Raw genomic sequence first — 6,496 nt, 5'->3', positions numbered from 1 at the left:
ACATCCACGCCAAAGGCATCACCGATTTCATTCAGCTTGTCTTCATTGCGCTGACAGATGGCATACATGTTGGCCAAAGGATGCTTTTGGTATATAGGAATAAATTCCGCTCCAAAGCCTAAGCCAATGATTGCGATGTTTAGTTTTTTCTGGGTCATGGTTATTAAAGTTAGATTTTAGATTTTAGATTTAGTGAAATAAACAAAATTAGAACCTCTTGAGATCCCTCGTACCTACCAATGACATAAATCGGAGCAGACGTCATGCTGACGAAGGAAGCATCTCCCGAGGTTCAGGAAAAGGTTAATTTTGACCAAAAGGGTTAATTTCCTGTAATTCAACCGTGATATTGTACCTCAAGAGATCCTTCGTGCCTCAGGATGACGACTGCCTACCGGGTAACTTGATGTCATTTCCTATTCTGAACATTTTCGAAATGTTGGGGACTCAGAATGACGACACATATTGATCGTTTTACATCGGTCATCGGTCATCCAACATCCACCACGATACCTCTCAATGCGTAAACTGTCTCCCCCTGATCCAGTCTTTTAGGAAAGCGAGGCCTTGAGAGGCGAAGCCATCTTGACTCAATGCAAGTGGCTTCCAGATACAGACCGCTCCTGAGAGTTCTTGGACATTCGGTGTGAAACTCTCTATGCATATCACTCCTGAATAATTGACAGCCCACAGCCCTCGTTTGAAAGCGTCCCAATTGGTCTGCCCTGTTCCGGGGATCCCACGATGGTTTTCGGATACTTGCACATGAATCAACTTGTCTCCCACATTCCGAAAGGCTTGCTCCAGATCAGGTTCTTCTATGCTTAAGTGAAATCCATCCAAAAGCACTTTGGCAGCAGGATGGTTGATATCATGGATCAGCTGCATCAATTCTTTGGTGGTATTGATCAGGTCAGTCTCAAATCGGTTCAACGTCTCCAAAGCAATCTGCTGTCCAGCTTTTTCGGCCATTTGGCAAACTTTATAAAGATTAGTGACAGCCCTGTTCCATTCTATCTTCCGCTGTTCATCCGAAACCAATCTTGCCTTGCCAACTGCCGAATACATGGGGCCAGCTACAAAACCAGCACCCAATTGGGAACTGATTTCAAAACAGGCTTCCATATAATCAAAACAGATCTGATGGAAAGCTGGGTCATCATGGGTCAGGTCCCGGGTAGGACCAAAAGCACCACAGATTACCGGTTTAAGTCCATTGTCTTCCAATGCTTTTTTGACCTTTTCGATATCTACCAACTCAGGATCTTCCACGGGGATTTCCACCACATCATATCCCATTTCTTTAATTTTGGGAAACAGTTCAATCGTTTCATTATTAAAAGGAGAAGTCCAAAGCCAGGTACTTACTCCAAAAGTTACATCTAATGGCATTTTAAGGTTTTTTATTCTACTATCATTTTGCCGTTCATAATCCTCCAATGGCCCGGTACGGTACAAATAAATGGATATTCTCCTCTTTGGGAAGGCGCAACAAACATGATAGATTCTAAATTATCAGGATCAACCAACTTGGATGAAACTATGATTTCTGGAATATTAGGAATGTAATTCTTCTCTATACCTTGGGGGTCACGGGCCATTTCATCCGCCGCTTTCCCAATTATTTCAAGAGATCCGATTTTACCGATCAACAAGTTATGTTGCATGAAATCTTTGTTTTCAAAATCAATGATTACAGGCTGACCTGCCTTGACCTTGAAACTGGTCACATTATATTTCATTTCGTGAGGAATAACCCCGACTTTGATGATTGTGGCATTGTCACGGGATATAGAAGGCTGTTCAACTTCTTTTTCACTGCTCAAAAACTCCTCAAGATTCAGATTAGGATCCTTTAGGCCTATATAGCTGTCCCGGCCCATACGCCCTCTTAGCCAAGAAGCTCCTTCATATTCACCAACCTGGTTTTCATTTTGCATGTCGCTTCCAACTCGGATTCTTTCAGGAGAAAGGGGCTTTTCGAATAAAGAAGGGGCTTTTGCTTTTCCAATCAGATTTCCATCTACCAGAAGGGTCATTTCTCCATTTTCCAGCAAATTAGCCTGAACCCTGAATAAGTTGTTTGGAAGATTTTTTGGAGTGGAAATTTTATATGTCCTGCCATTTTGCTTTACCACCCAACTCAATGAATTATCCTTAGTAAATAAAGTGTATCCATTCTCTTTATTGCCTTGCGCAATAATTACGCCTTCAATTCCGTCATTCCCTTTAGCCAATTCGGTCCTGATCCGGATTTCTTTTCCACTCACATCCGGAGGGAAAATAATGGCAGCTCTCCTGTCAAGGTTATACTCTTCTTCGATCAAGCTCTTAGAGAGTTTGTCTGTTAGTGTGTAAAGGGAATCCGGTTTATCAGTTGGGAAAAGCGTTCCGATATTTTGTTCGAAATAAGATGAATGGGTCATAACCCCTGCAAAAATTACCTGAGGTAAATACTTGTCTTTGGCATTGCCTTCATCCAAACTGGCTTCATGCAATACTTTACTGATTTCAGGAGATGATGGGATGTCTGCCAAAGTTTGGAACACAGATTTTCTGACATTCAAATCCGGATCCTGATGTAATTTGGATCCCTGAAGGGCTTGGAAAGTTTCTTGAGTCCTAGGCAATACTTCAACAGCATTTTTCCTGACACCTGATGAAGGATGGTTGAGGGCCCTTGCTGCAATTTGGATTGAACTCTTATCCGAACCATCCAAAAGTCCCAAACCATGCAAAGTCCATAAAGCATGGATGGCAGGGGTATTCAATCCCAATTCATCAACCTCTCTGTTTTCAATCAATTTGTAAAGGTCGGATTTGATGGAAGTATTCTGACTCTCAACAATCAATCGCTGTGCTGTCAATCTCCAGAACATGTTATCGCTTTTAAGTCCGGCGATCAGATCTTTGTCTTTGGAAGGATCCACTTTCATGGTTTTGTGTTCGGGCCCACCTTTATAAACCAATCTATAAATTCTACCATGCTTGTTATCCCTCATGGGGTTGATGTAAGCATTTCCGGCACCGTTATCAAAACCTCTTGGTGTTGGATTGTGCTGAATGATGAAGTTATACCAATCTGCTATCCACAAAGCACCATCCGGTCCTACTTCAGCATGGACCGGAGAAAACCATTCATCAGAACTGGATAAAATATTGAAGCCATTCTTTTCTTTGAATCCAGAACCATCCTCTAAAATAATGGCATTGTGCAGGACTCTTCCTGTAGGTTCAGCTACAAAAGCAATCCTGTTCCAGTAATTTTTCGGGAAATTTCTGGCAGTGTAAAAATTATGACCTGCAGCGGCAGTGTAGCCACCATGATAATCAACCTGTCTTAGTGCAGGGGAATGGTGTGGCATATCGAAGTGACTGTCAATACCAAAAATGGAATTGTTCATCCCACCGATTACAGGTCTGCGGACATACTTATTACTCATGGCCAAATAGGCACTGTGCTGTCCGTTTGCAGTAGATATAAAGACATTAAAATCCTCAGTGAAGCCCAATCCCCAGGTATTGTTACTGGTGGAACCCAAAAATTCAAAATCTTTCCCTTCTGGAGTGAATCTATATACCCCTTGGGAGAAATTAAATGGTTTACCGTCTACTTCCCCATTAAAGCCTGAATATCCCAATACTCCCCATATTTTGTTGTCAAATCCATATTTCAGATTAGATGGTCCGGCGTGGGTATCACTTTTCCCCCATCCTGTGATGACCACCTCTCTCACATCAGCTTTGCCATCCCCATCGGTATCTTTAAGGAAAATGAAGTCTGGTGCCATAGATATCATGATACCTCCATTGATCGCAACCAAACTGGTAGGAATATTAAGGCCTTCCGCAAAAACAGTGATTTTATCTGCCTTTCCATCTCCATTGGTATCTTCCAGGATTTTGATCCTATCATTTCCTCCTTCTTTTCTTACTTCATTGGGATAATCTTCAGTTTCAATGACATATAATCTCCCTTTTTCATCCCAACACATGGCCATAGGATTGACAATATCAGGCTCAGAAGCAAAAAGTTGCAAATCAAACCCAACCGGAATCTGAACCAATTTCATGGATTCTTCCGGTGATAAAGGAAGTTGGAATCTTGGTACAGGATCTCTGTTTTCATAATTTGGAATTACAGCTTCCTGAAATTTGGGCTGTGGGATTTTAAAGGACTCAACCTGCGCTGCCACATCCTCTCCAATTGCCCAAAGTATGCCATTGGCAACCAAGTTATGGAATTCAGGTTTTGACCAAGTCCGTTCATCATGTCCATAAGCAGTATAAAATACCCTTCCATTTCCCTGATCTCTAATCCAAGTCCAAGGTTCTCGGTGACCGTTTTCTTCCCTCTCCATCAGGACAGTCATATCAGGATTGATTTTGCTATGCAGATATGTCTCATCCCAGGTTTCAAATGTATTTACTCCCTTCATAATCGGATGCTCAGGAGCTATAATGTCCACAAAAAATTCCCCTGTTCCGTGGGATTTAAATTGCCCACCAACTGCAGAAACAAACCAATCTGAATTACGGAAACAAAATGATGCACTGTGAAGCGGAATAAATCCCTTACCACTTTCCACATACTTTTTCAGTGCAGCTTCCTGTTCAGGGGTTATTACATCATGATTCGCATAGATTGCGATTCCATCATAATTATTGAGATTTTCATCATTCAGGTCATTGGGATCTGAAGTATAAGTAAAGTTGATTCCTTTTTGAAAGAGGGGTCTTGCCAGATAAGGCAAAAGCTTTTCTGAATCATGGTGTTTGCTGTCATGTCCTAGGAATAGAATTTCAGCCCTTCTCGGACCATCTGACAATGCTTGGAACTTGGTTTTTTGCTCACATCCTATCAAGAGAATCATTGAAAAAACGAAAAGCTTTGGGAGATTTTTGAGTAACGTCATTTTTGGGAAGATTGTATGTATTTTCGAAAGGTCAAGTTGCGGAATTACAAATTATAATTCTCCCTGTTTTTTGATCAATTCTGACTGAATTTTGATAATAAAATTGATTTTCATCTATTTTTTTGACATAATTGACTATAATATGAAACAAGCATTCGAAAAATCAAGGATTCCGGAATCCAAAGCATTTATAGTAAAAGAGTTGAAAGCTCCGTATTTTGATAAAAACTGGCACTTCCATCAGGAGTACCAACTGTTTTTGGTTTTGGAAGGAAAAGGCACAAGATTTATCGGTGACCAAATGAAGCCTTTCAGGGAATTTGATATGGTATTCACAGGACCCAACCTACCCCATCTTTGGAGAAATGATCAGATATATTTTGAAAAAGAAAGTCACCTGAAAACCCATGGCATCGTTATTTATTTTAATGAAGGATTTTTGGGGGATGCTATTTATGACAAAGAGGAATTTGAAGCCATAAAAATCCTATTGGAAAAATCGCTAAGAGGATTGGAAATTCTGGGCAGTACAAACCTGAAATTAAGGTCAATGATGCAGGAATTGGTCACTTTGAGCGGTGTTGACAGTATTTTAAAGCTTTTGCAGATATTGAAGGTTCTTTCTGAATCCGAAGAGTGCCAACCAATTACGCATTCAGGATATACCAATAATAATAAGGAATCAGAAAAAGACAGGATGCGGAAGGTATATGAATACGTGATGGAAAATTTCAGTCAGAAGATATTGTTGGAGGAGGTATCTGCTTTGGCCAATATGACCGAGAGTGCTTTCAGCAGGTATTTTACTTCAAGGATGAACAAGCCGTTTTCAGAATTTCTGTCCGATGTACGGATCAGTCATGCCTGCAAATTGTTGCATGAAGCCGATCTGAACATCAGTGAAATCTGTTACGAATGTGGCTTTAATACACTTTCCAATTTCAACAAACAGTTTAAAGATAAAATGGGAGTGACGCCATTGGTGTATAAGAAGGATTATAGGAAGACTTTTGAGTAGTTTTAGCCAATTTTAATTCCATTCCTTTTTATCTCATCTAAGAAACCGGATTTATCGTTATTCCTTTCAAATAAAATAGGTTCGATTCTATCATCAATCTGTCTTCTTAGTTTCCATAATAATGGATTTACTGAGAAAAAGTCTCCTTCAATATTCTTTACAACAACTGCAACATCAATATCACTATCTTTCCTATTTGTATCACTTTCAAAAGAGCCAAACAGGTAAACTGCTTCAAGGTCAAAATGATTTCCAAGCAGCAATTTATATTGCTTGACTTTTTTTATAGCTCCTTTTTTTTCCATTGCTGCAAGTTTTTATCATCCATGTTTAAAGGATTTACATTTAAAGATAATATGCCTTTCACCATTGTAAAAGGTTACCAATGACATAAATCGAAGCAGCCGACATGCTGCTGAATAGAGAAATTAATGCTTACCAATCAAGTGCCTCCTGCTTTAGCGGGAGGAAAAAATGAGGCCTAATCTCCCTCGGCTTTAGCCAAACATAATCCCCAATCTTATATCCTATTTTACTGTTTTGGCTAAAGCCATTTGGTATT

The 6,496-nt window shown here is 40.1% G+C and carries 4 protein-coding genes and 1 pseudogene; 1 reads left to right on the top strand and 4 read right to left on the bottom strand.

What is annotated here, in order from left to right; all coding sequences use genetic code 11:
* From ACEW8U_RS17905 to ACEW8U_RS17895, 3 genes and pseudogenes are all read right to left on the bottom strand, one after another.
* A pseudogene (locus ACEW8U_RS17905) lies at positions 1–158 on the bottom strand (gfo/Idh/MocA family oxidoreductase); the annotation flags it as partial.
* Between the two features lie 358 nt (positions 159–516).
* Positions 517–1,392 (bottom strand): sugar phosphate isomerase/epimerase family protein, encoded by an 876-nt coding sequence (locus ACEW8U_RS17900; RefSeq protein WP_373523425.1) that lies wholly within the window; start codon positions 1,390–1,392, stop codon positions 517–519.
* An 11-nt stretch (positions 1,393–1,403) separates the two neighbouring features.
* The gene (locus ACEW8U_RS17895; RefSeq protein ID WP_373523424.1) at positions 1,404–4,916 is read right to left on the bottom strand and encodes a PVC-type heme-binding CxxCH protein; all 3,513 of its coding nucleotides are present in this window, start codon (positions 4,914–4,916) and stop codon (positions 1,404–1,406) included.
* A 142-nt stretch (positions 4,917–5,058) separates the two neighbouring features.
* Here ACEW8U_RS17895 and ACEW8U_RS17890 point away from each other — a divergent pair, with 142 nt between their 5' ends.
* Positions 5,059–5,934 (top strand): AraC family transcriptional regulator, encoded by an 876-nt coding sequence (locus ACEW8U_RS17890; protein WP_373523423.1) that lies wholly within the window; start codon positions 5,059–5,061, stop codon positions 5,932–5,934.
* Positions 5,935–5,936: 2 nt separating this feature from the next.
* On the opposite strand, the gene ACEW8U_RS17885 is transcribed toward ACEW8U_RS17890, so the two are convergent.
* On the bottom strand, positions 5,937–6,239 hold the full coding sequence (locus tag ACEW8U_RS17885; RefSeq protein ID WP_373523422.1) for a nucleotidyltransferase domain-containing protein: 303 nt from the start codon (positions 6,237–6,239) through the stop codon (positions 5,937–5,939).
* Between the last annotated feature and the right edge of the window lie 257 nt (positions 6,240–6,496).

It is taken from the genome of Aquiflexum sp. (genome assembly GCF_041751335.1).
In the GTDB taxonomy this organism is placed as follows: Bacteria; Bacteroidota; Bacteroidia; order Cytophagales; family Cyclobacteriaceae; genus Aquiflexum.
Note: the sequence above shows the minus strand (reverse complement) of the source record. Positions and strands in the feature narration are given on the sequence as shown.

What these genes read in the sequence shown, in the direction of transcription:
- ACEW8U_RS17900 (WP_373523425.1), bottom strand. Translation starts at nt 1,392, where the DNA reads ATGCCATTAGATGTAACTTTTGGAGTAAGTACCTGGCTTTGGACTTCT.
- ACEW8U_RS17895 (WP_373523424.1), bottom strand. Translation starts at nt 4,916, where the DNA reads ATGACGTTACTCAAAAATCTCCCAAAGCTTTTCGTTTTTTCAATGATT.
- ACEW8U_RS17890 (WP_373523423.1), top strand. Translation starts at nt 5,059, where the DNA reads ATGAAACAAGCATTCGAAAAATCAAGGATTCCGGAATCCAAAGCATTT.
- ACEW8U_RS17885 (WP_373523422.1), bottom strand. Translation starts at nt 6,239, where the DNA reads ATGGAAAAAAAAGGAGCTATAAAAAAAGTCAAGCAATATAAATTGCTG.